At 67.3% G+C, this 25002-nt stretch carries 27 protein-coding genes and 1 pseudogene; 11 read left to right on the forward strand and 17 right to left on the reverse strand.

The window, feature by feature from the left end; genetic code table 11:
* The first annotated feature begins 434 nt into the window (after positions 1-434).
* From DQP58_RS27085 to DQP58_RS08910, 6 genes are all read left to right on the forward strand, one after another.
* Positions 435-800: a TNT domain-containing protein gene (locus tag DQP58_RS27085; RefSeq protein WP_240629683.1), complete on the forward strand. Its 366-nt coding sequence runs from the start codon at positions 435-437 to the stop codon at positions 798-800.
* 16 nt (positions 801-816) lie between these two features.
* Complete coding sequence (locus tag DQP58_RS26595; protein ID WP_133259352.1) at positions 817-1449, forward strand: hypothetical protein; 633 nt, start codon at positions 817-819, stop codon at positions 1447-1449.
* Positions 1450-1718: 269 nt separating this feature from the next.
* The gene (locus tag DQP58_RS08895) at positions 1719-1934 is read left to right on the forward strand and encodes a hypothetical protein (RefSeq protein ID WP_112708059.1); all 216 of its coding nucleotides are present in this window, start codon (positions 1719-1721) and stop codon (positions 1932-1934) included.
* Positions 1935-2277: 343 nt separating this feature from the next.
* Positions 2278-3186: an HAD family hydrolase gene (locus DQP58_RS08900; RefSeq protein ID WP_112708060.1), complete on the forward strand. Its 909-nt coding sequence runs from the start codon at positions 2278-2280 to the stop codon at positions 3184-3186.
* Between the two features lie 43 nt (positions 3187-3229).
* Positions 3230-3751, forward strand: a complete 522-nt coding sequence (locus tag DQP58_RS08905) for an FAS1-like dehydratase domain-containing protein (RefSeq protein ID WP_066859616.1) — start codon at positions 3230-3232, stop codon at positions 3749-3751.
* The gene (locus tag DQP58_RS08910; RefSeq protein WP_066859614.1) at positions 3752-4681 is read left to right on the forward strand and encodes a cyclopropane mycolic acid synthase family methyltransferase; all 930 of its coding nucleotides are present in this window, start codon (positions 3752-3754) and stop codon (positions 4679-4681) included. It begins immediately after the preceding gene.
* A 60-nt stretch (positions 4682-4741) separates the two neighbouring features.
* On the opposite strand, the gene DQP58_RS08915 is transcribed toward DQP58_RS08910, so the two are convergent.
* The 9 genes from DQP58_RS08915 to DQP58_RS08955 all read right to left on the reverse strand — a co-directional run bounded on the left by DQP58_RS08915 (position 4742) and on the right by DQP58_RS08955 (position 12268).
* Positions 4742-5830, reverse strand: a complete 1089-nt coding sequence (locus DQP58_RS08915) for a lysophospholipid acyltransferase family protein (RefSeq protein ID WP_205869378.1) — start codon at positions 5828-5830, stop codon at positions 4742-4744.
* Complete coding sequence (locus DQP58_RS08920; RefSeq protein ID WP_112708062.1) at positions 5812-6939, reverse strand: SDR family oxidoreductase; 1128 nt, start codon at positions 6937-6939, stop codon at positions 5812-5814. The genes DQP58_RS08915 and DQP58_RS08920 overlap by 19 nt, the downstream gene beginning before the upstream one ends.
* Positions 6940-6990: 51 nt before the next feature.
* Complete coding sequence (locus tag DQP58_RS08925; RefSeq protein WP_003402602.1) at positions 6991-7092, reverse strand: 30S ribosomal protein bS22; 102 nt, start codon at positions 7090-7092, stop codon at positions 6991-6993.
* A gap of 146 nt (positions 7093-7238) precedes the next feature.
* On the reverse strand, positions 7239-7496 hold the full coding sequence (locus tag DQP58_RS08930) for a cell division/environmental response transcriptional regulator (protein WP_040629292.1): 258 nt from the start codon (positions 7494-7496) through the stop codon (positions 7239-7241).
* A gap of 138 nt (positions 7497-7634) precedes the next feature.
* Positions 7635-8510, reverse strand: a complete 876-nt coding sequence (proC, locus tag DQP58_RS08935; RefSeq protein WP_205869379.1) for a pyrroline-5-carboxylate reductase — start codon at positions 8508-8510, stop codon at positions 7635-7637.
* Positions 8511-8537: 27 nt separating this feature from the next.
* Positions 8538-9389 carry a thioesterase family protein gene (locus DQP58_RS08940; protein WP_112708064.1) on the reverse strand — a complete coding sequence of 284 codons (852 nt, stop codon included), beginning with the start codon at positions 9387-9389 and terminating at the stop codon, positions 8538-8540.
* 24 nt (positions 9390-9413) lie between these two features.
* Positions 9414-10256 carry a sugar phosphate isomerase/epimerase family protein gene (locus DQP58_RS08945; protein ID WP_112708065.1) on the reverse strand — a complete coding sequence of 281 codons (843 nt, stop codon included), beginning with the start codon at positions 10254-10256 and terminating at the stop codon, positions 9414-9416.
* Between the two features lie 15 nt (positions 10257-10271).
* Complete coding sequence (locus DQP58_RS08950) at positions 10272-11255, reverse strand: hypothetical protein (protein WP_112708066.1); 984 nt, start codon at positions 11253-11255, stop codon at positions 10272-10274.
* Positions 11252-12268, reverse strand: a complete 1017-nt coding sequence (locus DQP58_RS08955; RefSeq protein WP_205869380.1) for a Ppx/GppA phosphatase family protein — start codon at positions 12266-12268, stop codon at positions 11252-11254. The genes DQP58_RS08950 and DQP58_RS08955 overlap by 4 nt, the downstream gene beginning before the upstream one ends.
* 119 nt (positions 12269-12387) lie before the next feature.
* Between DQP58_RS08955 and DQP58_RS08960 the strand changes: the two genes are divergently transcribed.
* Genes DQP58_RS08960 through DQP58_RS08970 form a run of 3 tightly spaced genes read left to right on the forward strand, consistent with a single transcriptional unit; the run spans position 12388 to position 14658 of the window.
* Positions 12388-13182 carry a hypothetical protein gene (locus tag DQP58_RS08960; protein WP_112708067.1) on the forward strand — a complete coding sequence of 265 codons (795 nt, stop codon included), beginning with the start codon at positions 12388-12390 and terminating at the stop codon, positions 13180-13182.
* Between the two features lie 43 nt (positions 13183-13225).
* The gene (locus tag DQP58_RS08965) at positions 13226-14170 is read left to right on the forward strand and encodes a hypothetical protein (protein ID WP_112708068.1); all 945 of its coding nucleotides are present in this window, start codon (positions 13226-13228) and stop codon (positions 14168-14170) included.
* Complete coding sequence (locus DQP58_RS08970; RefSeq protein WP_112708069.1) at positions 14167-14658, forward strand: NUDIX hydrolase; 492 nt, start codon at positions 14167-14169, stop codon at positions 14656-14658. Before DQP58_RS08965 ends, DQP58_RS08970 begins: the two co-directional genes overlap by 4 nt.
* On the opposite strand, the gene regX is transcribed toward DQP58_RS08970, so the two are convergent.
* The 6 genes and pseudogenes from regX to DQP58_RS09005 form a co-directional block, all read right to left on the reverse strand.
* Positions 14655-15338 carry a two-component sensory transduction protein RegX gene (gene regX, locus DQP58_RS08975; RefSeq protein ID WP_007768263.1) on the reverse strand — a complete coding sequence of 228 codons (684 nt, stop codon included), beginning with the start codon at positions 15336-15338 and terminating at the stop codon, positions 14655-14657. The genes DQP58_RS08970 and regX overlap by 4 nt on opposite strands.
* 188 nt (positions 15339-15526) lie before the next feature.
* Complete coding sequence (locus DQP58_RS08985) at positions 15527-16756, reverse strand: sensor histidine kinase (protein ID WP_112708070.1); 1230 nt, start codon at positions 16754-16756, stop codon at positions 15527-15529.
* Between the two features lie 154 nt (positions 16757-16910).
* Complete coding sequence (locus DQP58_RS08990; protein ID WP_112708071.1) at positions 16911-17660, reverse strand: phosphoglyceromutase; 750 nt, start codon at positions 17658-17660, stop codon at positions 16911-16913.
* Positions 17661-17673: 13 nt separating this feature from the next.
* A pseudogene (locus tag DQP58_RS08995) lies at positions 17674-18268 on the reverse strand (YbjN domain-containing protein).
* Positions 18265-19539, reverse strand: coding sequence for a D-inositol-3-phosphate glycosyltransferase (gene mshA, locus DQP58_RS09000; RefSeq protein ID WP_112708073.1), 1275 nt, complete (start codon positions 19537-19539; stop codon positions 18265-18267). The pseudogene DQP58_RS08995 and the gene mshA overlap by 4 nt, the downstream one beginning before the upstream one ends.
* A gap of 61 nt (positions 19540-19600) precedes the next feature.
* On the reverse strand, positions 19601-20878 hold the full coding sequence (locus tag DQP58_RS09005; RefSeq protein WP_205869383.1) for an ROK family protein: 1278 nt from the start codon (positions 20876-20878) through the stop codon (positions 19601-19603).
* A gap of 236 nt (positions 20879-21114) precedes the next feature.
* Here DQP58_RS09005 and DQP58_RS09015 point away from each other — a divergent pair, with 236 nt between their 5' ends.
* Positions 21115-21864 (forward strand): SDR family oxidoreductase, encoded by a 750-nt coding sequence (locus tag DQP58_RS09015; protein WP_112708075.1) that lies wholly within the window; start codon positions 21115-21117, stop codon positions 21862-21864.
* Here the strand turns inward: DQP58_RS09015 and DQP58_RS09020 are convergent.
* Positions 21848-23185 carry a L,D-transpeptidase gene (locus DQP58_RS09020; RefSeq protein ID WP_112708076.1) on the reverse strand — a complete coding sequence of 446 codons (1338 nt, stop codon included), beginning with the start codon at positions 23183-23185 and terminating at the stop codon, positions 21848-21850. The two genes, DQP58_RS09015 and DQP58_RS09020, sit on opposite strands and share 17 nt — an antisense overlap.
* Before the next feature lie 71 nt (positions 23186-23256).
* Positions 23257-24372, reverse strand: a complete 1116-nt coding sequence (locus DQP58_RS09025; RefSeq protein WP_112708077.1) for a UDP-N-acetylmuramate dehydrogenase — start codon at positions 24370-24372, stop codon at positions 23257-23259.
* A 26-nt stretch (positions 24373-24398) separates the two neighbouring features.
* On the opposite strand from DQP58_RS09025, the gene DQP58_RS09030 reads away from it, so the two are divergent.
* Positions 24399-24911: a DUF2505 domain-containing protein gene (locus tag DQP58_RS09030; protein ID WP_112708078.1), complete on the forward strand. Its 513-nt coding sequence runs from the start codon at positions 24399-24401 to the stop codon at positions 24909-24911.
* Positions 24912-25002 lie beyond the last annotated feature (91 nt).

The following is a 25002-nucleotide window of genomic DNA, read 5'->3' on the forward strand; positions in this document are numbered from 1 at the left end:
CGGCCTGCTCGGCCTGGCCCGCGGCACCGACACCGGCGTCGGTCCCGATGGGTGGTGGACCCCCCGGCGAAATCCCTCCCGGCTTGGGTGAGGTGCCGCATGGCGGTGAACCCCCGGCCCATCCCGGAGGGCCGCCTGGCGGGGGTCCCCACTCGCCCGGCGACGGGGGTCCGCATCCGCCAGGCGACGGCGGAGGGCCACACCCACCCGGCGACGGAGGGTCCCACCCGCCCGGCGACGGCAACGGGCCACACGACCCCCACCACGGTGATGACAGTGATACATCCGGTGACCACCACCACAGCGACGGCGGCCATAACGGCCAGCGTAAGGCGAGGGACGTTTTTCCTGACGCAGAAGAATTCGGCGAGCTCTCCGAGGAGCGATACCGCGAGCTCTTCGAAGACGAAAACGGGCAACTCAGGTATCCGGATATGGACGACCCCGCTAAGCCCTACGCCATTCCGGGCACAGTGCGAGTTTATACGGCTGACGATATTAAGTCGTTGGACGGCCAATGGCTAGACCGCATCGGCAGCGCACGCGGAAGATGGCTCGCTTTTGAAGGCACGCCATTTGCAGGGCGTTCCCTTCCCCACACTAGTCTTGATGAACCGTATAACGCCTACAAAGTTGACGCGTCGGCCGGCCTTCCTCCGGGGTGGAAAATAGAGTTTTCCAGAGCGGCACCTTGGTTCGGTCAGCCCGGCGGTGAACCGCAATTCCTCCTACTGGCGCCTAAAGGTGTACGGCCCAGTGTTCAGGCCTTAATTGACAGACATTTCCTTAATCCGCCTTAATAGCATGAGGAGTCATATGACCGACTACCATCCCGACCTCACCCCCTTTCCCGCGTTCCTCCATCGCATTGTTAAGTCCTGGTACGTCTGGCAGGGGATTTACCTTCGCGGCCGCAACCGGCTACCTGGCGAGATTCAGCGTCAGCCGAAGCTCGGAGAGACTCCCGAGCAAGTCTTTTGGGGCCGCCGCCCACCCGAAATGACTGCCAGGCACGAACTAGCCCTCATTGATGACGCCGATGTTTCTTTTTACTTGGTGTGCGAAGACGATGGCTTTTTCATCGACTCCCAGGAACGCGGTTCGCGAGAAACATACTGGATGTTCAGACGTTTCGAAGATGCTGAAAAATACCTCTTGTTTCTGATAAGCCAAGCCGCTCGGCCTGGTCGATACACCGATAGCCCCGCTTACCGCTGGTATCAAGAAGGGTTGAATCCCAGGGTAACTTTGACTAGACCGGACCCGGTGAATTATCCCGGACGAGTTAGTTTGAGAGTGGATCAAGAACCTGTAGATCGGGGGTGGATGGGCGAGACCGACGCTCCCGCAGGTTCTCATGTCATAGTTCGAGGCTTCGAAGAACTTGATTCCGCCCTTCGCGACGGAATTCCGGCGGACTGGTTCACAATCGATGTCCAAGGAGATTAGGCGGTAGGGGAGGAACTTTGGACGCATCGCGACAGGCCCGCGTTGACGCGCTGCACAAATCGCAAAGAAACTCCCGATGTACGAAGGAATTGGTAGTCTAAGGCACAAGCCTGCGGCCGATGTGCTCGAACCGCACCGACACTCCCGGCCGGATCAAGATTCTATGTCGTAAGCAAGGTAGTTAATCCTCAGGCAGGTGGTAGGACGATCATCGAGATGATCGAACGCTGACCAGTTTCCGCACCTTACGATCATTATGGGAGTTCCAAATGAGCAAAAAGATTGCCGGTAAGACTTTTTCGACGCCGGAAGAAGCTGGTGTTACCGCGCCAACAGAGGAAGAATTAGCGCGTGCAAGGCAAGGCTTCGCGGAGTTTCAGGCCAAAGTCGACGCTGTCGCGCCAGAAGACCGCAAAACAAATGTTTCACCGAAATTCTGGGATGACATCTCTGGCACTGAGTACGATCCCAACAAGAAAACTTAAGCTCGTTTCAATACTTCGCGATAGTGCAAGTAAGGACCGTATATTCGATCTCGCGCGTACGAATTGGCTTCGATATTTCCAGCGTGCGCAATAAGGCAACCGCGATTGCGCATAGATCCCGGCCAAGCATCATCGATTCAGCCAATACGGCTGCAGCGCCTAGCGGAGAAGCGTTGACTGTGGAGCCAGGTCGAACGACGCCGTCCAGTCACGAAGTTCGAAATCGCGTGATGCCGCCAACGCTCGCGGACACGTCAACGCCCGCACCCCATCTGCCCGTTAGGGTTGGGGATCGGGCACCCGCTGGGTCGCCAGGCACCACAGCGATCTAGGAGGTTTGGCGATGACTTCCTCTGACCCGGTCAACGCAGACCACACCGGTTACGTTGACCCGGAAACGCTGGCCGCGGACGCCAGCGCCGCCCGCGCGATCGAGGGCATGCAAGAAGCCGCCGCCTCCGACGACCGCCCTCAGCCGCCGATCGACCTGACCGCGGCCGCCTTCTTCGACGTGGACAACACGCTCGTGCAGGGCTCGTCGGCCGTGCACTTCGGGCGCGGTCTGGCCACGCGCAACTACTTCACCTACCGCGATGTCGTCGGTTTCATCTACGCGCAGGCCAAGTTTCAGATCCTCGGAACAGAAAACAGCAACGATGTCGCCGCCGGCCGGCGCAAGGCGCTCGCCTTCATCGAGGGTCGGTCGGTCGAACAGCTGGTCGCCCTCGGCGAGGAGATCTACGACGAGATCATCGCCGACAAGATCTGGCCCGGCACCCGCGAGCTCACCCAGATGCACCTGGACGCCGGCCAGCAGGTGTGGCTGATCACCGCGACGCCCTACGAGCTCGCGGCGACCATCGCGCGACGGCTCGGCCTGACCGGCGCGCTGGGCACGGTCGCGGAATCGGTCGACGGCGTCTTCACCGGCAGGCTGGTCGGCGACATCCTGCACGGCACCGGCAAGGCGCACGCGGTGCGGTCGCTGGCGATTCGCGAGGGGCTCAACCTGAAACGCTGCACCGCCTACTCGGACAGCTACAACGACGTGCCCATGCTGTCGCTGGTGGGCACGGCCGTCGCCATCAATCCCGACGCCCGACTGCGTGCCCTGGCCCGGGAGCGCGGCTGGGAGATCCGCGATTTCCGCACCGCCCGCAAGGCGGCCCGGATCGGGGTGCCGTCGGCGTTGGCGCTGGGCGCAGCCGGTGGTGCGCTGGCCGCGCTGGCCTCTCGGCGGCAATCACGCTGATAGGCTGCGCCGCGCAGACACAATTGACGGAGGGCATAGCGCCATGACGACCCCCAAGGAAGCCGAAGGACTCATCGGCAGCCATTACCGCGCGCCGGATTACTTCGAGGTCGGCCGAGAGAAAATCCGTGAGTTCGCCCTGGCGATCAAGGATGACCACCCCGCGCACTTCGACGAGAGTGAATCCGCCAACGCTGGGTACCCCGACATGGTGGCGCCGCTGACGTTCCTCGCGATCGCCGGGCGCCGTGTACAGCTGGAGATCTTCACCAAGTTCAGCATTCCGATCAACATCGCTCGGGTCATTCACCGCGACCAGAAGTTCAAGTTCCACCGGCCGATCCTGGCTCACGATAGGCTGTACTTCGACACTTACCTCGACTCGGTGATTGAGTCCCACGGCACCGTGCTTGCGGAGATCCGGAGCGAAGTGACCGACGCCGATGGAAAGCCGATCGTCACGAGTGTCGTCACGATGTTGGGAGAGTCCTCAAACCAGGAGGACGTTGAGGCTACCGCCGCGGCAGTGGCATCCATATCCGCAGGAAAGTTAGGGGCGTTGTAAATGACTGCTCAGGGGGAAACGGGAAGCACGCAACTCAAACCGCCGGTCGAAGCGGTCCGATCCCACTACGACAAGTCAAACGAATTCTTCAAGCTGTGGCTGGACCCGTCGATGACCTACAGCTGTGGCTACTTCGACGAGAATCCTGACCCGCAGAACCTGACCAAGACGCTGGAAGAGGCGCAGTACGCAAAGCGCAAGCTGGCGCTGGACAAGCTCAACCTCGAGCCCGGCATGACACTGCTGGACATCGGCAGCGGCTGGGGTTCGACGATGCGGCACGCGGTGGCCGAGTACGACGTCAACGTCATCGGACTGACGCTGAGCGAGAACCAGTACGCCCACTGTGTGGCCGAGTTCGACAAGATGGACAGCCCCCGCCGCAAAGAGGTCCGGATCCAGGGCTGGGAGGAGTTCCCGGGCGACGTTCCGATCGACCGCATCGTGTCGCTGGGGGCGTTCGAGCACTTCGCCGACGGCGCGGGTGACGCCGGGTACGAGCGCTACGCCACCTTCTTCAAGAAGTACTACGACCTGCTGCCCGACGACGGCCGGATGCTGCTGCACAGCATCGTGGTGCCGAACGCCGAGGAGGGCAAGAAGCTGGGCTTGCAGGTGAACATGACCCTGCTGCGATTCATCAGTTTCATCCTCAAGGAGATTTACCCGGGCGGGAAGCTGCCCCAGGTCGATTTGGTCGACAAGTACTCGACGGACGCGGGTTTCAAGATCGAGCGCCATCACTTCATCGGCAAGAACTACGTTCCGACGCTGACGGCTTGGGCGGACGCCCTCGAGGCGCACAAGGAGGAGGCGATCGCCCTGAAGGGGCAGGAGACCTACGACATCTACCTGAAGTACTTGCGGGGCTGCTCGGACCTGTTCCGGGACGGCTACACCAACGTCTGCCAGTTCACCCTGGTCAAGTAGTCGGCTCTCAAAGGTCAACGCCATCGCGGAGTTCCGCGATGGCGTTTCCTTTTGCGCGGCTCAGCCGAAGAAGATGTTGCGACGCCCGGCGAGCAGCCGGTACAGCGTCTGCTGGATGGTCTCGCGCACCTGGTCGGTCAGCTCGAAGGTGACCATCGGGTCGTCGGCGTCGGAGGCGGCGTAGTCGTCGGTGTAGATCGGTTCACCGAACGTGATGTGCCATTTCGACGGCAGCGGCACCAGGCCGACCGGCCCTGCCAGCGGGAACAGCGGGGTGATCGGGAAATACGGCAGCCCGAACAGCCGTGCCAGCAGCTTGACGTCGGTGAGCATCGGGTAGATCTCCTCAGACCCGATGATCGAGCAGGGGATGATCGGCGCCTTGGTCCGCAGCGCCGCCGTGACGAACCCGCCGCGGCCGAACCGCTGCAGCCGGTAGCGGTCCTCGAAGCGCTTGCCCAGCCCCTTGTAGCCCTCCGGGAAGACGGCAGTCAGCTCGCCGGCGGCGAGCAACCGGTGCGCGTCCGTCGTGCAGGCCATGGTGTGGCCGGCCTTGCGGGCCGCCTCGCCCACGACGGGCAGGTCGAACACCATGTCGGCGGCAAGCAGGCGCAGCTCGCGGTGCGCTGGGTGCTCGTCGTGCACGGCCACGGACAGCATCAACCCGTCGAACGGCAGCACGCCGGCGTGGTTGGCGACCACCAGTGCGGCGCCGTCGGCCGGCAGGTTCTCGATGCCGCTCACCTCGACCCGGAACCAGTTCCGGAAGAACAGCCGCAGCACCGGCAGCACGATCGCGCTGTTGAAGTGTGGGTCGAAGCCGAACTCGTCGACGCTGTAGTCCCCGGTGATTCGCTGACGCAGGAATCCGGCAACGGCGGCGACGCGCTGCGCCAGATCATTCAGCGGGGCGTCGGCGGACGAGGCACCGGCGGCGCGGCGGTGTTCGTCGATTTCGCGAACCACCGCGGCAATCTGCTCCGCCGACGCGCGGCCATTCGGATCCGAAAGTAACGAAGGGTGTTGGCGAGTTGACTCGGCTCGTTGATCGGCTCTCCGACGCGCCGCTACCCGACCCCGATTAGTTTGCAGCGGAATAACATTCGCTCTGGTTTCACCCGCCACGATACCTACCTGACCCCACCCCACGGAATTGGATTTCGGCTACCCCAGCGCTGGGCCAGGGATATGGCGCGACCTTCCCAGGAGCGTACCCGATGCGGGTCGATAATGGGAGTCAGGCTTCGGCCGCGAACGTAGTCGTCAAACGCTTCTGCCGTCGTCCATTTCGGCTGGAAGCCGAGTTCTGAGCGCATTCGGCTGGTATCCATGACGCGGCCGTAACTCAAGTAATCAAACTGGTCGCGACTGATCTCGTTGTAATGATTTGCGCGCCGCAAGGAATCCAATAGCCAAACGCCGAATCCCGGTACTGGCAAAGGAATCCGGCCGGCCCGGCGGATTGCCTGCGACAGCATGATGATTCCGTCGGCGCCGATGTTGAACGTTCCCGCCTTGCCGGCCATCGCCGCACGCTCCAGCGCACCCAGCGCGTCCTGCTCGTGCAGCAGCTGCAATCGCGCGTCGCGGCCGAACATCGTTGGCACCAAAGGGCCGGCCAGATAACGCGACAGCGTCGTGTCCATCGCCGGGCCGATCATGTTGGCCAACCGCATGATCGTCACCGCGATATCGGGCCGGCGCCGTCCCAATCCGCGCGCGTAGGCCTCGATGTCGAGGCTGTCCTTGGCGAAACCGTCGCGGAAGGGCCGGCGGCTGGTGCTGTCCTCGGTGAACATCACCGGATCGTGCGCGCTCGACCCGTACACCTCGGACGTCGACTTGAGCACCACCCGGCGCACCGAGGGCGCCTTCTGGCAGGCCGCGAACAGCTGCATGGCGCCCATCACGTTGATCTCTTTCAACGCCGCGGTGCCGCCGGATCGCGGCGCGTAGGACGCCGCCGCCGCGTGCACCACCGTGTCGACGTCGCCATTGCGAATCACCTTGGCTATGAAGGGATTTCGAATGTCGGCGCGGACGAACTCGGCGCGCCCCATCCGGCGCAGCATGTCCTTGCTCGGGGCTATCGCGTCCACCGCGATGACCCCTTTGATCATCGGGTTCTGCGCGAGCCGGGCCGTCAGGTAGCCACCCAGGAACCGGCAGGCACCTGTGACCAGCACGATTTTGGGGTAATGCACCGCGTTGCCGGCGGTGTCGCCCGGCCCGGCGTTCTCCCCGTTCGACGGATCCACCCGAACAGCCTAGCGGCCAGGCGAGATGGCGGCACTATGCCGCGGACGGGGTTACTTGCCGAGTTTTCTGCGCTGCACCCGGGTGCGACGCAGCAGCTTGCGGTGCTTCTTCTTCGACATACGCTTGCGCCGCTTCTTGATTACTGAACCCATGAACTCCGCTATCTGACCGTGACCTGCTTCAAAGATTGGACCCGGACACTTTACCCGGCGGAACACACCGAACACCAAACCGGTGTTGGCCGATCGCCGCGCGACGGCGGAGCCTGAATGCCGCCCAGGAGCGGCACCGTTTCAGGTCAGCCGGCGTCGAAGTACGACGTCTCGAGCATGTCGTGGACGGCCTTGGCGTGCACCCGGAAGGACCGGCCCACCCGGACCGCGGGCAGCTCGCCGTTATGCACCAACCGGTACACCGTCATTTTGGAGACCCGCATCAACGCCGCCACCTCGGCGACGGTGAGAAACTGCGTCCTGCCCTGCTGGCTGTCGACGGAACTGGCGTCCCGTGGCTTACCTGCAGCATCTCGCGCTGATGGCCCGTTACTAGACGTCATCGCAACCCAATCGTGTCAGGCACGCGCATGCCAGCGGCTTCCCCTCCGCTGGCACCCACACGTGCTTACAAGAGGAGAATAGCGGGACTAATGGGGTTACTGGTACTGGTGGGGGACAATCAGTTCAAAAAACTTGGATTACTCTGATGTAATTCTTAGCTGCTCAGAGCGCATTTTTGCGGCCTGAACGGCCGCGTCGACCGCCGCTCGCAGGCCCCCTCGTTCCAGCTCACGCAAGGCGGCCGCGGTGGTGCCGCCGGGCGACGTGACCGTGGCCCGCAGCTGCGTTGCCGTGGCGTCCACCCGCAGCCCCGGCGCCTCGGCCGGCCCCACCGGCCGATCGGCGTCCATGCGTTCCAGCAGCATCGCGGCCGAGCCGGCCATGGTCTGGGCGGTCAGGTCGGCGGCCACCTCGCGGCTCAGGCCCGCCGCGACGCCGGCGTCGACCAGGGCCTCGACCAGCAGGAAAAAATAGGCCGGGCCGGACCCCGACAGCGCGGTGACGGCATCCATCTGGCCCTCCGGAACGCTCAGCACCCCGCCGACCGAGTCGAACAGGGCCGAGACGCCCTCGAGTTGGGGCGCGGTGACGAACCTCCCCTTGGCCAGGGCCGTGACCCCGGCGCCGACCAAGGCCGCCGCGTTGGGCATTGCCCGCACCACCGGCGTCCCGGCGGGAAGCTTCGACTCGAAATAGGTGATGGTGATCCCGGCGGCGACGGTGACGAACACCTGCTCGGCCGTGTCGCTTTCGGCGGCGCCGACCGCGCGGGCGATCTCGGCCATCACCGACTCGACGTCGGCGGGCTTGACCGCGACCACGACGAATGACGCGTTCTCGACCGCGTCGGGCACCGAGCTGATCAGCACCGAATACGTGTCCGCCAGGTACTTGGCGCGCTCCGGAACCCGCTCGACCACCACCAGGTCCTTGACCTGCCGGCCCGCCCGCAGCAGACCCGACAGCAGTGCCTCCCCGATGCTGCCGCCACCGATGATCGCGATTCTTGCCATGCCGGACAGCATCGCAGACACCGCGCGCTAGCCAGCGGCAGGGACCAATGCCAGCTGGCGGGCCTGCACCACCAGGCGGCCCAGGCTGTCAACCACGGTGTGGTCCTCGTCGAACCAGTCGTGCCCGATCTCGGTGCAGGTCGCGATGATGCGCAGCCAGCCGTCGGCCGGCAGGCCGCGCAGAAACGCCGTCAGCTGGATCGTGGGCGCCCAGCCGGTGCGGTCCACCGCGAAGGTCACCGGCGCCGACAGATCACCGCACATGAGGGCAAACAGCGCGTCCGGGGCCACCCCGCGGGGACGCGCCCACATCTGGATCACCGGCGGACGGCCGTCGGTGCGGGGCTGCATGGTCGACAACACCGGCCGCACGTCGCACCCCTCCCCCAGGTGCACGAGGCCGGCCAGCGGATGCCCCGGGCCGATCGGCTCGATGTCGTCCGGCGGGTCGGGCGCCATCAGGTCGGCCACCGGGTTGGCCGACAGCAACGGCCTGGCTATCCCTTCCGAGCCGTCCCGATGCCAGTGCTCGGGCTCGCCGAGGTTGACCACGGCGTGCACCGCGGTGCGGTCGCCCTGGTTCAGCTCGACGTCGACGACGCTGATCCGCCGGCCCCGCTTGCGGATCGACGTCACCAACTGCACCTGCCCGGGATCCGGCGCCCACAGATAGCTCGCCGACACCGCGACCGGCTGCTGGGCCGGTTCGACGCCGTCCGACTGGCCGCCGCAGGCGGTGCGGGCGGCGTTGGCGCACAGCGCCAGCATCGCGCCGCCGTGGACCTTGGGGCCGATGGTCCAGCGCTTGTCGAGTTCGCCCTCGAAGACGCCGGAACCGACCTCCCGCAACGTCATCGCGGTGGTGAATAGCGCACTCATGGTGTCTGGGTTCTCCTGGCTTGGTCAGCGCAGCAGGTGCGTGCGGGCAAACTGCAGCGATTCGGCGAGCATGGCCTCGCGCTCGTTGGCGGACCGCGCGCTGGACGTCGACACTTCCAGGATGACGTGTCCGGCGAATTGGCTGCCGGCCAGCATCTGGCACACCTCGGCGGTGGGTTGGGTGCCGCGCCCGGGCACCAGGTGCTCGTCGGCGGGCAAACCGTTGCCGTCGCACAGGTGCAGGTGGACCAGGCCGCTACCCATCCGCTGGGCCATGTCCAGCGAGTCGGTTCCCGCGGTCGCGGTGTGGGACAGATCCAGCGTGTAATGCGCGTGGTTGCCGTCGAGCGGGTCGTAGGAGGGCGCGAACGCCGAAATCGCGGGCCCCGGCCCGCCGCCGCGTTTGCGCATCCGTTCCAGCGACTGGCCGGCCCCGAACAATCGGTCCGCCCGGAACGGGAACATGTTCTCCACCGCTACCAGCACGTCGCTGGCGGCTTCCAACGTCGCCACCTGCTCGGAGAAACCCTCGGCATAGCGCCGCTGCCAGCGAAACGGCGGGTGCACGACCACGGTCTGCGCGCCCAGTTGTTCGGCGGCGCGCACACTGCGATCCAGCTTCGGTATCGGGTTCGCGCCCCACACCCGCTGCGAGATCAGCAGGCAGGGAGCGTGCACGGACAGCACCGGGACGCGGTAGCGCCGCGACAGCGTCTTGACGGCGGCGACGTCCTGGCTGACCGACTCGGCCCACACCATCAGCTCGACGCCGTCGTAGCCGAGCCGGGCCGCGTATTCGAAGGCGGCCTCGGCCCGCAGCGGGTACACCGAAGCCGTGGAAAGGCCGACTTTGATGGCTGGGCGCACTGTCTAAGGTTGCCGCTAGCCCGATTGCAACGACAGCGCCAAGGGGCCCAGGGTGATCAGCGCACCCACCGCGACCGCGATCAACGTGCTGGCGATGTCCTCGGTCTTGCGCACCACCCGCACCCCGGCCACCAGGCCCAGGATGACCAGCACCGATAGCACCAGCGCGACCAGGCTGTTCCACCGCCACAGCTGGTCGAAGGCCACGAACAACCCGCCACCGAACGCCACGGCCAGCATCGACTGCAACACGACCACGCCGCCGCGCCACAGCGCGTCGAATCTGCCGTGCTCCGGGTGGGCATCCAGGTGCGCGTCCGCGTGCCCGTCGTCATCGAGGTGCTCCTCGCCCAGCACCCCGGCGCCCAGTGATCCCCCGGCGTCCTCGTCCTCGTCCAGCTCAGCATCCCCGGACCGCAAAAACGAGCGCACGTACGCGGAGTCCTCCAGCGCCGGCTCGGCGTCGCGCACTTCGGAGTCCATGACGTCCACCGGGACGTCGGCGTAGTGGTCCATGGGGTCGGGGCTCATGCCCTCGGCCCCGGAGGCCTGTCCCGGCTGCCCGGTCCCATTGCGGGACGAGCCGGGTCGGCCGGCGTCGGGCAACGGCCGCGGATATTCGCTGCGCTCGGGTCCCGGCGCCCGCTTGGGCTGCGGCGGTGACTTGGGCCAGCGTGGCTCGGGCTCCGACCAGTAGGGGGTGTTTAGTTCGTCTTCGGTTACCGGCTCGGCGACGACGTCCTGGGTGGCGGGTTCGGTCGGGGCCGGCTCGGCAACCTCGATCGTGTCGGTGGCGCCGTGGTCGGCTTCTTCGTCATCGCCCACCACCGGGATTTCGCCGGTCAGTTCGGCGACGGTCACCGAGTCGCTGTCGCCGCGCCGGCGGCGGCGCCGCCGCGTGACCGCCGGGGCACCGATGGTTCCGTTTCTGGCCAGCAATTCGGCCACCGAGATCGGCCGAGTGCCCGGGTTCTCGGTTTCGGAGTGCGGTCCGGTCATGGTTTGTCGCCTCTCGATCGGTGCTGATTCCGATCAACTACCTGACCTCCAGCATTACGCACCGAAGGCTCCATGAGGGCCGATCCGTCGGCTTCGCTGTCGAGTTTGCGCAAGATGAGACCTTCCCGTAATGCCCACGGGCAAATATCCACCGATTCGATCGACAGCGCTCGCATGCTTGCCTCCGCCACCAGCGCGCCCGCAACGATCTGCGGGGCCCGCTCGGCGCTCACTCCTTCCAGTTCTGCCCGGTCAGCGGTCGTCATCCTAGAGATGAAAGATATGAGTTGCCTGAGGCCGTTTGCTGTGAGCGTCCTCTTGACCCGCGGTCCGGCGCCCGAGGGCGCCGCGCCGGTGAGTCGCGCCAGCGACCGAAAGGTCTTCGATGTCGCCACCGTCAGGTCGGGATTACCCGCCTCGAGGATGTTCACGCTGGCCTCGGCGAGCTCGGCATCGAGCCAGTCCCGCAGCATCGCGACCCGGCGCCGGCCGGGCGGGTCGTCGGGCAGCCACTCACGGGTCAGCCGCCCGGCGCCCAGCGGCAGCGACAAGGCGACCTCGGGCTCCTCGTCCACGCCGCTAGACATCTCCAGCGAGCCGCCGCCAATGTCGAGGTTGATGATGCGGCCCGCGCTCCACCCGTACCACCGGCGCACCGCCAGGAAGGTCAGCCGCGACTCGTCCACGCCGGTCAGCACCCGCAGTTCCACGCCGGTCTCCTTGCGCACCCGGCTCAGCACGTCGTCGGAGTTGCCGGCGTCGCGGACCGCGGACGTGGCGAAGGCCATCAGCTCCGCGCAGCCCGAACTGTCGGCGATCTTGGCGAACTCGTCGATCGTCGAGATCAGCTTTTCGGCACCGCGTTTGGTGATCTTGCCGGCGCTGTCGGTGGCCTCGGCTAGGCGCAGCGTGGCTTTCGTCGAACTCATCGGCGTCGGGTGGCCACCCCGGTGGGCATCGACCACCAGCAGATGCACCGTGTTGCTGCCCACGTCGAGAACGCCCAATCGCACGTAAACAAACTAACGAAGCCGCAGCAGCGGTGCTTTGCGCGACCCGGTTAACCCGCCGTGATCACGGCCATACGGGGCCCGAGTGTCAGCGGCTCGGATAGCCCGAATCGTGGTCTAACGTGGACTGCGTGGCGAATTCGCACCCCGCACCCGGACAAGAGGTCGAGCTGGATTTCGCCCGCGAATGGGTGGAGTTCTACGACCCCGACAACCCGGAACACCTGATCGCGGCGGACCTGACCTGGCTGCTCTCCCGGTGGACGTGTGTGTTCGGCACTCCGGCCTGCCGCGGCACGGTGGAGGGCCGCCCGGACGACGGGTGCTGCTCGCACGGGGCGTTCCTGTCCGACGACGACGACCGCGCCCGCCTGGACGACGCGGTGCAGAAGCTGACCGACGCCGACTGGCAGTTCCGCGAAAAAGGCTTGGGCCGCAAGGGTTATCTGGAGCTCGACGAGCACGACGGCCAACCGCAGTACCGCACCCGCAAGCATAAAGACGCCTGCATCTTCTTGAACCGGCCCGGTTTTCCGGGCGGCGTCGGCTGCGCGCTGCACAGCAAGGCCCTCAAGCTGGGTGTGCCGCCGCTGACCATGAAGCCCGACGTCTGTTGGCAGCTGCCGATCCGCCGCAGCCAGGAGTGGGTGACCCGGCCCGACGGTACCGAGATCCTCAAGACGTGGGTCACCGAATACGACCGCCGCGGTTGGGGTTCCGGTGGCGCCGACCTGCACTGGTACTGCACCGGCGACCCGGCCGCCCACGTCGGCGCCAAGCAGGTGTGGGAAAGCCTGGCCGACGAGCTCACCGAGCTGCTGGGCGCCAAGGCCTACTCGGAGCTGGCCGCAATGTGCAAGCGGCGCAGCAAGTTAGGGCTCATCGCGGTGCACCCGGCCACTCGCGTCGCCGAGTAGCCGCACCGGTCCGGCTGTGCCCGGCAGGCCACGGGAGCAGGCGATGGAGGACGAAAAGCGATCGGCCGCGGCTCCGCGGTGGCGCGGCGAGGCCGGGCGCCTCGAGGTGTGGTACGCGACCCTCTCCGAGCCACGGACGGGCGCGGGGTTGTGGATCCATTGCGAGACGGTCGCTCCGGTGCGGGGCGCTCCCTACGCGCACGGCTGGGTTACCCGATTTCCGCCCGACGGGTCACCCCGCACCGAACGCTTCGGTCCCGAGCCGGCGCGGCCCGCGGCAGACGCCGACTGGTTCAGCGCCGCCGGGGTGCGAGTGGCCGCGGGTCAGCTGGCCGGGTGCGCCGGATCGCTGGCGTGGGAGCTGTCCTGGACGGACACCGGTCCTCCGCTGTGGACCTTCCCCCGCCTGACGTGGGAGCGCGAGCTGCTGCCCGGCGCACAGGTCGTCCTTGCCCCCACCGCCGACTTCACCGGGTCACTGACCGTCGACGACGCCGCCGCGCCCATCGCGGGGTGGCGCGGCGCCGTCGCCCACATCTACGGACACGGCAACGCCAGGCGCTGGGGGTGGATCCACGCCGAACTCGGTGGCGGCGACGTCCTCGAGGTGGTTACCGCCGTGTCGCACAGGCCGGTACTGCGCAGGCTGGCACCGCTGGCGTTCGTGCGCTTTCGGCTCGACGGAAAGGATTGGCCCGCAAGAGTTTTGCCATCGCTGGCGCTGCGGACCAAGCTCGACCCGTGGGGCTGGCAGCTGGCGGGTCGCATCGGGGGTCGGCGGGTACGCATCAGCGTCGACCAGCCGCCGGACCGGTGCGTGAGCCTGGGCTACACCGATCCCGACGGCGGCACCGCGGTGTGCACCAACACCGAACGCGCGGAAATCCACGTCGAGATCGGTCACCGGCGCTGGTCGGTGCTCGGACACGCCGAAGTGGGCCTGCGCGGGGACGAGGCGCCTGAGATCAACGAGAGAATCGCGACATGACGCCGGTTCCGGAATTCATCGTCGAGCTTCGCCGTGCCGTCGGCCATGCGCCGCTGTGGTTGTCGGGTATCACCGCCGTCACGATCCGAGGCCGAAAGGTGTTGCTGGTCAAGCGATCCGACAACGGCGCGTGGACGGCCGTGACCGGGATCGTGGAGCCCGGCGAGAATCCGGCCGACTGCGCGGCCCGCGAAGTGCGCGAAGAAACCGGGGTCAGCTCGCGGGCCACGAGATTGGCGTGGGTACACGTGACCCGGCCGACCGTGCACACCAACGGCGACCACGCCCAGTACCTGGATCACGTGTTCCGGATGGAGTGGCTATCCGGGGAGCCCTTTGCGGCCGACGACGAGAGCACCGCCGCCGCCTGGTTCGACATCGATGACCTTCCACCGATGACAGCGGACATGCATCGACGTATCACGTTGAGCGCCATCGACGACGAGCGGACCGTCTTCGTCACCGACGGTCATACGCCGGCGAGCTAACCTTCGAGCTTGTAGCCCAGCCCGCGCACGGTCACCAGGTGCACCGGGTTGGCCGGGTCGGCTTCGATCTTGGACCGCAGCCGCTTGACGTGGACGTCGAGCGTCTTGGTGTCACCGACATAGTCGGCGCCCCACACCCGGTCGATCAACTGCCCACGGGTCAGCACCCGGCCACTGTTGCGCATCAGATACTCGAGAAGGTCAAACTCCTTGAGCGGCAACGTGATCGTGTCGCCGTTGACCGAGACCACGTGGCGTTCGACGTCCATCCGCACCGGGCCGGACTCGAGCACGCCATCGCTGATCTCGGAATCGTCGTCACCACCGCGGCGCAACACCGCGCGGATGCGCGCGATCAACTCACGCGCCGAATACGGCTTGGTCACATAGTCATCGGCGCCCAGCTCGAGGCCGACGACCTTGTCGATTTCACTGTCGCGGGCGGTCACCATGATCACCGGCACGCTGGACCGCGCGCGCAGCTGCTTGCAGACGTCGGTGCCGGACATCCCGGGCAGCATCAGGTCGAGCAGCACGATGTCGGCGCCGCCCCGATCGAACTCGGCGAGCGCGGCCGAACCGTCGGTCACCACGGTGGCCTCGAAGCCTTCCTTGCGGAGCAGGAACGCCAGCGGATCGGCCAGCGACTCCTCATCCTCCACGATCAGCACACTGGTCATTGGCGCGATTCCTCCTCATCGCTGCGCTCTGCATCGTCATACGCGCGGGTCATTGGCGCGATTCCTCCTCATCGCTGCGCTCTGCATCGTCATACGCGCGGGTCATTGGCGCGATTCCTCCTCATCGCTGCGTCCCCCTCGCCGCTGCGCGGCTGGGGGTGCCCCCACTGCATCGTCATACGCGCGGATCATCGACTTAGTTCTTCCTCTCGTTGTGAGCGGTTGGGCCGCACGTCGCGGCCCTGCGATTGCTCGGATTCACCATCGTCTTGATGAGGCGCACTGGCCGCCGGGATCGAAAGAGTGAAGGTCGATCCGGTGCCCGGCTTGCTCCACACGCCGATGCTGCCGTTGTGGTTGGCCGCAACGTGCTTGACGATGGCCAGGCCCAACCCGCTGCCGCCGGTGGCGCGCGAGCGGGCCTTGTCCCCGCGGAAGAACCGCTCGAAAACCCGTTCCTGATCTTCCAGGGCGATCCCGATGCCGCGGTCGGTCACCGCGATCTCGATGTTCTCCCCGCGGCGACGGCGGCTGATCGACACCGGCGAACCCGGCGGCGAATACGCGATGGCGTTGGAGACCAGGTTGGCCAAGGCGGTGACCAACAGCGTTTCGTCGCCCAGCACCCGCAAACCGCTGGGCGCGTCCGTGCGGACCTCGATGTCGGCGTTGTCGGCCCCCACCTTGTGCCGCGAAATCGCTTCGCTGACAACCTTGTCGACGTCGACCTCGATGACGTTGGGCAGCCGTTCGGCGCCCTGCAGCCGGGACAGCTCGATCAGCTCGGCGACCATGTCGCCGAGCCGGTTGGCTTCGACGAGGACTTTCTCGGCGAACCGCCGCACGGTCTCGGAGTCGTCTGACGACGCCAGCAGGGCCTCGGCGAGCAGGGCCATGGCACCCACCGGGGTCTTGAGCTCGTGGCTGACGTTGGCCACGAAGTCGCGCCGGGTGGCCTCCATCCGCGCGTAATCGGACTGATCGTGGGCGAAGACCACGGCGAACCGGCGGTCTTCCTCGCTGAGCAACCGCGCCTGCCCGTGCACCGAGAGCCCCGACCGGCCACCCGACCGTTTCGCCGGCTGCAGGTCGAATTCGACGTCGACGCCGGTCAGGGCCTGCTGCGCCGCCTCCCAGGCCTGGTCATCGAGTTGGCGGTCGCGCACCAGGCCCAGCTCCTTGGCCCGTTCATTGAGGTAGACGACATCGCGGTGGGCGTCGACCACCGCCGCGCCCAGCGGCATCAGCGCCACGATGCGTTGCAGCATCTGCGCGACGGTGATCCCGGTCCATTCCGTGCCGACCCGCTGGCGGCGCTGCACCGCCCGCGGCGTCAGCCGGGTACCGACCAGCACACCCGCGGCCAGCGCCAGCACGGACAAAACCCCGGCCAGCAACAGGGCCGAGAACACAGTCACATAGCAAATCCTACAAATCTTCCTGAACGCTGCCCTAGCGCAACGAGGCCAAAATCGGACAAGTCACACCTTGCGCAACAGGTGTTCCGCTCCCGTTCACGCGATGTTTGGCTAAATCGCCTTTATTTCGCGGATCGGCGCGGGCAGGCCCAGTTCAGCCGTGCCCCTGGCTGGCCACCGCGGCGGCGCCCGCCGCGGCCGCCTCCGGATCCAGATAGGTGCCGCCGGGGACCACCGGCCGCAGGTCGGCGTCCAGGTCGTAGCGCAGCGGGATGCCGGTGGGGATGTTCAGTCCGGCGATCTCGTCGTCGGACACCTGGTCGAGATGCTTGACCAGGGCCCGCAGCGAGTTGCCGTGGGCCACGATCAGCACCGTCTTGCCGCTGCGCAGATCCGGGACGATGACGTCGGTGAAATACGGCAGGAAGCGCACGACCACGTCGGCCAGACACTCGGTGAGCGGGCCCCCGCCGATATCGGCGTAGCGAGGATCGGTGTCCTGGCTGTAGGTGCTGCCCTTCTCGATGGGCGGGGGCGGCGTGTCGTAGCTGCGCCGCCAGGCCATGAACTGCTCGTCGCCGTAGCGGGCCTTCGTCTCGGCCTTGTCCAGCCCCTGCAGCGCCCCGTAATGGCGTTCGTTGAGCCGCCAGGTGCGCCGAACCGGAATCCAGAGCCGGTCGGCGGCGTCCAGCGCGAGGTGCGCGGTGGAGATGGCCCGGCGCAGCAGCGACGTGTAGAGGATGTCGGGCAACAGGTTGTTCTCGATCAGCAGCTCACCGCTGCGCACGGCTTCGGTCCGGCCCTTGTCCGTGAGGCCGACGTCGACCCAACCGGTGAACAGGTTCAGCGAATTCCATTCGCTTTCGCCGTGGCGAAGCAGTACCAGCGTGGAGGTGTCACCCATGCCGGTCAGTCTCTCACGACGCTATTCGTCGTCTTCGTGACCCGATGCTCGACTCTCCCCCGCAAGCGGGAGGTGCCCCCGCATCATCGCGCTTCGCGCTCTGCATCGTCGTCGTCGATCAAATGGGCGAACGCCTCGAGGTTTTTCAGCGACTCACCGCGCGACACCCGCCACTCCCACTCCTTTTGGATCGACGAGCGAAACCCCAACTCCAGCAACGTATTGAAGTCCGAATCCACCGCTTCGAGCACCTGCCCGAGCACCCGGTCGAGCTCGTCGGCGTCCACCGAAGCCAGCGACATGCGCCCCACCAGATAGATGTCCCCGACATTGTCGAGCGTGTAGGCCACGCCGTAGAGGCGGCGGTTGCGCTTGAGCAGGAAGCGGTAGACGCCTTCGTGATTCTCGTCGGGCTTGCGGCACACGAAGGCCTCGACCCGCACCGAATGCTCGCCGATGCTGAGGATGGTGTTGGTCTTGAGCTTGCGCTCGCCGGGCAGTTCCACCACCAGACCGGGCAGACCGCCATGCGCCCCAGCGTGTTTCGAGTAGTTCAGCCCACTGGCCTGCAGGGCATCCTCGATCACCTGGCTTACCGGTGGGCTCATGCGCCCACCCCGCGGCGCTCGGTTGTGTACTCGCGGATCGCGCGCCGATAGCTGGCCAACAACGCGTCGGTGGTGTGGTCCCAGGAGAACGTGGCCGCGTGCGCGGCGGCCGCCCGGCCCATCGCATCTTCTTGCGGCGCAGGCATACGCAGCAGCCGGCCCAGCGCGTCCGCCCACCGCCCGACGTCGTGGCCGGCCACCAGTGTGCCGGTCACACCGTCGCGCACCGCCACCGGCAGTCCGCCGACCGCGGCCGCGGCCACCGGCGTCCCACAGGCCTGCGCCTCGAGGGCGACCAGACCGAAAGACTCCGAATAACTGGGCACCGCAACAAGATTGGCCGCCTGGAACAAAGTGGCCAGATTCGGGCGCGACTGCGGCGGCAGGAACGTGACGCGCTCGGTGATGCCGAGTTCGTCGGCCAGCCGGACCAATCCGTCCGGGGAGGCCAAACCGCTGCCCGAGGGCCCGCCGGCCACCACGATGCGCACCCCGGGCAGTTTCGCGGCGGCACGCAACACGATGTCGGGCGCCTTCAGCGGCTGGATCCGGCCGACGAACGCCACGATGTCTTCGTCGAGCGGCAGCCCCAGCGCGGTCCGGGCGGCCCGGCGATCGCCCGGGCGGAACACGTCGAGGTCCACCCCGGGATGGACGACGTCGATCCGGGACGGGTCGGCGTGGTGAATCGAGATCAGTTGCCTGGCTTCGTCATCGGTGTTGACGATCAACCGGTCCGCCTCGTCGACGACCTGTTGCTCGCCGACCGTGCGCAGCGGCGGTTCGGGCGAATCCCCCTCGGCCAGCGCCGCGTTCTTGACCGCGGCCAGCGTGTGCGCGGTGTGCACCAGCGGCACCGCCCACCGGTCGCGGGCCAGCCAACCGACCTGACCGGACAGCCAGTAGTGCGAATGCACGATGTCGTAATAGCCCGGCTCGTGCGACGCCTCGGCGCGCAACACCCCGGCCGCGAACGCGCACAGCTGGGTGGGCAGGTCGTACTTGTCCAGGCCTTCGAAGGGGCCCGCCACCACGTTGCGCACCAGCACGCCGGGCGCCACCCGCGTGACCGGCGGGTCGGCCGAGGCGGTCGCCCGCGTGAAGATCTCCACCTCGATGCCGCGGCGCGCCAGGTGCAACGCGGTTTGCAGCACGTAGACGTTCATGCCGCCGGCGTCGCCGGTGCCGGGCTGGGCCAGTGGTGAGGTGTGGACCGCCAACACTGCGACCCGGCGCGGTTCGTTCAGCCGGAAAACGTCATCGTGGCGCACCCTGTCATCTTTACAGGATGGTTCGCCGGCCAGCCCAAGCGCGCTGGACACACCCGTCGTGTCAGGCGGATGACTCGTCGCGAGTCACGTCGTGCAGCCGGGCATCGAGCGCCCCGGCGCGCCGCATCGCCCCCAGCGGGTCGGCGTAAAGCCCCGACAGCGAGACGGTCCCCGCGCCGGCTTCCTGCACCCGGTTGCCGAAGGCGGTGAGGCGGATGTCGCGGGGCCCGAGGACGGAGCGTTCCAGGAACGCCGCCTCCACCTGCTCCATCGCCTCGGGGTACTCGGTGAAGGCCTGGCCGCCGACCACCAGTTCGTCGGGGTTGAGCATGTCGCGCAGCAATGCCACCGCCTCGCCGAGCACGCGGCCCCGCTCGGCGAGCAGGTCCTTGGCCTGCTGGTTGCCGGCTCGGGCGACCCGCAGAAGATCCGCGATGCCGGCGGCGGAGCCGCTGGCGCGGTTGGTCGGGGCGAACGGCAGGATGCGCTGCTGGCGGGCGATGGCCACGACGGCCTCGTCGCTGACGGTGGACTCCAGCTGGCCGGTGCCGCCGAGCAATTCGGACTGCGCCGGCAAGGTCGCGATGGTGCCCGGGCCGCTGGCCGGCACGTGCACCCGCCCGCCGATCACCAGCGCGTAGCCCACGGTCTCGCGGGCGTAGACGTACAAGCTGGTGGGCGAGCTCGGCAGGAAGCGCCGCATGCCCAGGAGCAACTCGGCTCCGGCCATCGCGTCGACGTGCGAGGCCACCGATACCGGCAAGCCCAGGGCGTCGGCGAGCACCTGCCCCACCGGCGCCTGCCGCCAGCCCAGCCGCGGGTGGTCGACCTGGCCGGTGGCGCCGTCGACGGTGCCACCGATGGCGACCCCCACCCACAGCGGCCGGCGGCGATGCCAGCGCCGCAGGTAGCGGCGGGCGCTGTCGGCCAGCGTCGCCAGCGCGGGCCCGGCCGGGTTACGCGGTGTCGGGGTTTCGACCGTGTCGAGCGTGCGGCCGAACAGGTCGGTGGCCACGATGCTGGTGGTCCGGGCACCGATGTGGATGCCCAGGGTCACAAAGGGTTCGTGGTTGACCTCCACCGGCACACGCGGTCGGCCGATGGCGCCGGAGACGGCCAGGTCGGCGCGTTCCCGGAGCAGGCCGGCTTCCAGCAGCGCGATGACCTGACGGTTGACCGTGGCGATGCTCAGCGAGGTGACGCCGGCGATGACGTCGCGGCCGACGGGGCCGCGCAGCCGGACGGCCCGGAAGACCGAGGCCGCCGCCGAGTCGGGGATGTTCAGCGCCGGCGGCACGATCTGCCGGCGCACCGAGCGGTGGCCCTTTTGGCCCGGCAGGTGCCCGACGGCACGGCTGGGCGAATGATGGGTATGGGTGAGGGTATTGGTGCGCACGAGCGTCCTTATTTGTCCGAATTTTGCTGGCCGTCTTGGCCACACCTGGCTGGGTCAGGAGCGGCAAAGTGCGCAGCAACAACACGCACCCGCCGCGCAAAGACACGCGGTGGTCGTGGTGTTGGACAGGGCGCTAAGGAGCACACGCAAAATCTAGCACGTTCATTAAGGTTGTTTCGATGGTTAGAACTGGCAGGAATGAACGAGTCGCAGTAATCACCGGGGCCAGCTCGGGGATCGGTGCAGCAACCGCCCGAATCCTGGCTGCGCAGGGCTTTCACGTCGTCGCGGTGGCGCGTCGATCCGACCGGATTCAGGCCCTGGCCAGTGAAATCGGCGGTACCGCGATTGTGGCCGATGTCACAGACGAGGCGGCGGTTGAAACATTGGCGAGCAAAGTGGACCGAGTCGATGTTCTGGTCAACAACGCCGGCGGCGCCCGGGGCCTGGCGCCGGTCGCCGACGCCGACCTCGAGCACTGGCGATGGATGTGGGAGACCAATGTCATCGGCACGCTGCGGGTCACCCGCGCGCTGTTGCCCAAGCTGATCGATTCCGGCGACGGGCTGATCATCACCGTCACTTCCGTTGCGGCACTTGAGGTTTACGACGGCGGCGCCGGATACACTGCGGCCAAACACGGCCAGGGAGCGCTGCACCGCACGCTGCGCGGCGAGCTATTGGGCAAGCCCGTGCGGCTGACCGAGATCGCGCCCGGCGCGGTCGAGACGGAATTCTCGTTGGTGCGCTTCGACGGCGACCAACAGCGCGCGGAGGCCGTCTACACCGGCATCACCCCGCTGGTGGCCGAGGATGTGGCCGAGGTGATCGGATTCGTCGCCTCGCGGCCGTCGCACGTCGATCTGGACCTGATCGTGATGAAGCCGCGCGATCAGGCGACGACCTCCCGGTTTAACCGCCAGGGGTAGCGGTGCCGGTGCCGGCCGGTGACGTCGACGTGGTCGGAGTGCCGGACAGGGTCGGCGCGTTGGACGGCGTGACCGGCGCGGTGACCGGGATCTGGGTTGACGGCGGGCGCGCGGTCGGCGGCGGCAGCGCCGACATGGCCACCCAGGTGTCCCAGTCCACGGCCCAGTCCCAGATGTCACCGTCGGAGTAGGACAGCTGGATCGTGCTGCCGGTGACTTCGACCGGGTCGCCATACATCGCCGACTGGAAGTACTGCTCGGCGTCGCCCGTCGAGAGGTTGATGCACCCGTTGGTGACGTTGGTGTTGCCCTGCGCGCCGGCGCTGGCCGGGTTGGCGTGGATGAACTCGCCATTGTTGGAGATCCGGACCGCCCAGCGCTCGTGCACGTGGCTGTAGCCGGCCGCCGGGTTGGACATGTAGAAGTCGGCGTACTTCTCGCTGACCACGTGGATGCCGTTGCGGGTGACGTTGCGCGCCTTGTCGGCTTCGCCGTAGCTGCACGGGAAGTCCATGATGACGCCCTCGTCGCGGATCACCTGGATGCGGTGCGAGGACACCTCGGCCTTGACCACCTGGCGCCGACCGATCTGGATGTTCAGCGAGATGTCCTCGGCGCCGTAGGCGCTGTCGCCGAACGGCAGACCATACAGCTTGGCCTCGACGTTGACCGTGGTGCCCGCGGGGTAGTACTCGCGGGTGCGCCAGTGCGCACGCGCACCGGCGGCCTCGTCGGGCAGCCAGGCCCAGCTGCCCTCGACGGGCGGGTTCGTGGTGACGGTGAGCGCCTTTTCGACGGCGGCCTTGTCGGTGATCGGCGCGTCGAACTGGATGATGATCGGCGCCGCGACGCCCACGGTCTGGCCGTCGGCGAGCTGGAAGGCGCCCCCGATCTTCTTGGTGGGAGACACCGTGGTGAACTTGCCTGCCACCGGGATCGCCTTGCCGTCGTGCCCGACGGCCGAGCCGCTCCACGTGTACGTCTGGTCGTAGCCCAGCGGCTCGGAGGTCGTGTAGACGGTGCGGTCTTGATTGAAGGCGCCCGCGACGGCCTTGCCCGACGAATTGGACAACGCGACGTGTTGAAACCAGCCGTCGGTCACCTCGACGCTGACCGGGGCGATCGGCACCACGTTCTCGGTCGCGTTGGCGGGCTGGTACTTGAGCTGCGGTGCCGGCTGCTCCTTCTTCTCGGCCTGGTTCGCGGTCGTGCCGCCGCAGGCGGCCAACACGTTGGGGGCGAACACACCCAGTCCCAGGGTCGCCAAAGCCGCACGCCGGTTGAACGGCCGCGGGGCGCTGGACGGGGTCACGAAAATCAAAGATACCGGGGAAAATCGGCCAGCCCGGCCACGACAAAACGGGCCCGGACACGCGTCGGCGAAATTTGCGGCTACAGCCTGCAGCCGAGCAGGACGGGCTCGGGGACCAATGTGATGCCAAACACAGCCTGCACGCCGTCTCGGATGGTTCTGGCCAGCGCTATCACGTCCTGTGAGCTGGCGCCGCCGCGGTTGGTCAGCGCCAGCGCGTGCTTGGTGGACAGCCGGCAGGGCCTTTCGAGGCCGTCCGGGCCCGGATTCGGGTAGCCCTTGCCGAATCCGGCCCGCTCCACCAGCCAGCCGGCGGCCAGCTTGACGCCGTCGGGCGCGGGGTAGTTCGGCACCGGCCCGCCGACGGCGGCGGCCAACCGCTCGTAGGCGTCCGGGGCGATCACCGGGTTGGTGAAGAACGAGCCCACGCTCCAGGTGTCGTGGTCGGCCGCGTCGAGCACCATGCCCTTGCGCGCCCGCAGCGACAGCACCGCGTCGCGGACGGCCCGCGGGTCGGCGCGCTCGCCGCCGGCCACGTTCAACTCGGCGGCCAGCTCGCCGTAGCGCAGCGGCGCGCTGCGCCCGGACGCGTCCAGCGCGAACTCCACTTCCAGTACGACGGAAGGCATTTCGAGTGCAGTGCCGGCGCGTTTGAACACACTGGTGCGGTAGCCGAAGCCCAGCTCGCTGCCCGGCACCCAGCGCACCTGCCCGCTGGCGCGATCGAGCACCCGAACGCGGGTGATGGTGTCGGAGACCTCGGCGCCATATGCGCCGACGTTCTGAACCGGGGTGGCCCCGGCCGAGCCGGGGATGCCGGACAGGCATTCCAGCCCGCCGAGGCCGTGCTCGATCGCGGTGACCACGACGTCGTCCCACACAGCGCCCGCCTGCGCACGGACCAGGTTGCCCTCGACGGTGATGCCGTCATTAGCCAGCCGCACCGCGGTCAGGTCGGTCAGGCCGTCGGAGATCACCAGGTTGGAGCCGCCGGCGAAGACCAGCACCGGGTCGCGTTGCCCGCCGGCGGTTTCGGCGTCCAGCTGCCGCAACGTGGCGACCACCTGCTCGCTGGTGGTGCAGGTGATCAGGCGGCGCGCGGTCGGTCCGACCCGCAGGGTGGTCAGTGGGGCCAGTGGCACCGCGTCGGCCACCGCCGCGCCGGCGAACTCCGCGCCGGCACCGCTGGATTTCATGGCCCGTAACGGTAGCCTGACCTGCTATGCCGCGTTCATTCGACTTGTCGGCCGATTACGACGGCACTGTTGACGAGGTGCATCGCGCCTTCACCGATGAAAATTATTGGCGGGCCCGGCTGGCCGGGTCCGGCGTCGACGTGGCCACGCTGGAGTCGATCCGCGTCGGTGACGAGGACACCGTCGAGGTCGTCACCCTGCAGGTGATCCGCAGCGACAAGCTGCCGGGGATGGTCACCCAATTGCACAGCGGGGACCTGCGCATCCGCCGCGAGGAGGCGTGGGGGCCGGTCGCCGGCGGCGCCGCGACGGGGTCGGTCGCCGGTTCCATCGTGGATGCGCCGGTGAACCTGGCCGGCACCGCCGTCCTGGAGCCCATCGAAGAGACCGGCGGTGCCCGGCTGACGTTCCGCGCCACCGTCCAGGTGCGCGTCCCGATCATCGGCGGCAAGTTGGAGAACATCATCGGCACCCGGCTGGCCGAACTGGTCGCCGCCGAGCAGCGATTCACCACGGAGTGGATCGCCAAAACGGCCTGAGGCTTTCGACCGTCGCCGGGCCTGAGCTGCATTGCCCAACTCCTCCGCCCGCCGCCGTAGCGGCGCGCATCGTCGCCGGGCCTAAGCTGGC

It is taken from the genome of Mycobacterium colombiense, assembly GCF_003284975.1.
Classification (GTDB): Bacteria; Actinomycetota; Actinomycetes; order Mycobacteriales; family Mycobacteriaceae; genus Mycobacterium; species Mycobacterium europaeum_A.